Annotated in this window: 1 rRNA gene; it reads right to left on the minus strand. The window is 53.4% G+C overall.

The annotated features are described in order from the left end of the window. Positions 1–45: 45 nt before the first annotated feature. Positions 46–1,585: ribosomal RNA gene (locus AABB92_RS23300) — 16S ribosomal RNA — on the minus strand. Positions 1,586–1,750 lie beyond the last annotated feature (165 nt).

Genomic DNA, 1,750 nt, shown 5'->3' on the forward strand with positions numbered 1-1,750 from the left:
TATCAGACAATCTGTGTGGACACTGCGCCGGAAGGTATCTTCAGGTAAGGAGGTGATCCAACCGCAGGTTCCCCTACGGTTACCTTGTTACGACTTCACCCCAGTCATGAATCACAAAGTGGTAAGCGCCCTCCCGAAGGTTAAGCTACCTACTTCTTTTGCAACCCACTCCCATGGTGTGACGGGCGGTGTGTACAAGGCCCGGGAACGTATTCACCGTGGCATTCTGATCCACGATTACTAGCGATTCCGACTTCACGGAGTCGAGTTGCAGACTCCGATCCGGACTACGACGCACTTTGTGAGGTCCGCTTGCTCTCGCGAGGTCGCTTCTCTTTGTATGCGCCATTGTAGCACGTGTGTAGCCCTACTCGTAAGGGCCATGATGACTTGACGTCATCCCCACCTTCCTCCGGTTTATCACCGGCAGTCTCCTTTGAGTTCCCGACCGAATCGCTGGCAACAAAGGATAAGGGTTGCGCTCGTTGCGGGACTTAACCCAACATTTCACAACACGAGCTGACGACAGCCATGCAGCACCTGTCTCAGCGTTCCCGAAGGCACCAAGGCATCTCTGCCAAGTTCGCTGGATGTCAAGAGTAGGTAAGGTTCTTCGCGTTGCATCGAATTAAACCACATGCTCCACCGCTTGTGCGGGCCCCCGTCAATTCATTTGAGTTTTAACCTTGCGGCCGTACTCCCCAGGCGGTCGACTTAACGCGTTAGCTCCGGAAGCCACTCCTCAAGGGAACAACCTCCAAGTCGACATCGTTTACGGCGTGGACTACCAGGGTATCTAATCCTGTTTGCTCCCCACGCTTTCGCACCTGAGCGTCAGTCTTTGTCCAGGGGGCCGCCTTCGCCACCGGTATTCCTCCAGATCTCTACGCATTTCACCGCTACACCTGGAATTCTACCCCCCTCTACAAGACTCAAGCCTGCCAGTTTCAAATGCAGTTCCCAGGTTAAGCCCGGGGATTTCACATCTGACTTAACAGACCGCCTGCGTGCGCTTTACGCCCAGTAATTCCGATTAACGCTTGCACCCTCCGTATTACCGCGGCTGCTGGCACGGAGTTAGCCGGTGCTTCTTCTGCGGGTAACGTCAATCGACGCGGTTATTAACCGCATCGCCTTCCTCCCCGCTGAAAGTACTTTACAACCCGAAGGCCTTCTTCATACACGCGGCATGGCTGCATCAGGCTTGCGCCCATTGTGCAATATTCCCCACTGCTGCCTCCCGTAGGAGTCTGGACCGTGTCTCAGTTCCAGTGTGGCTGGTCATCCTCTCAGACCAGCTAGGGATCGTCGCCTAGGTGGGCCATTACCCCGCCTACTAGCTAATCCCATCTGGGTTCATCCGATAGTGAGAGGCCCGAAGGTCCCCCTCTTTGGTCTTGCGACGTTATGCGGTATTAGCCACCGTTTCCAGTGGTTATCCCCCTCTATCGGGCAGATCCCCAGACATTACTCACCCGTCCGCCACTCGTCACCCAAGAGCAAGCTCTCTGTGCTACCGTCCGACTTGCATGTGTTAGGCCTGCCGCCAGCGTTCAATCTGAGCCATGATCAAACTCTTCAATTTAAGTTTGATTTGCTTAAACAAGTTAAGCGGTGCTCATCTGTAAAACGTCATAATGAATTTCATTATGTGTTCACTCGTGAGACTTGATATTTTTTACGTCCGGAGACGCTGATATCAATCCTGCGAGTGCCCACACAGATTGTCTGATAAATTGTTAAAGAGCAG

It is taken from the genome of Pantoea brenneri, from assembly GCF_038594305.1.
Lineage (GTDB): Bacteria > Pseudomonadota > Gammaproteobacteria > Enterobacterales > Enterobacteriaceae > Pantoea > Pantoea brenneri.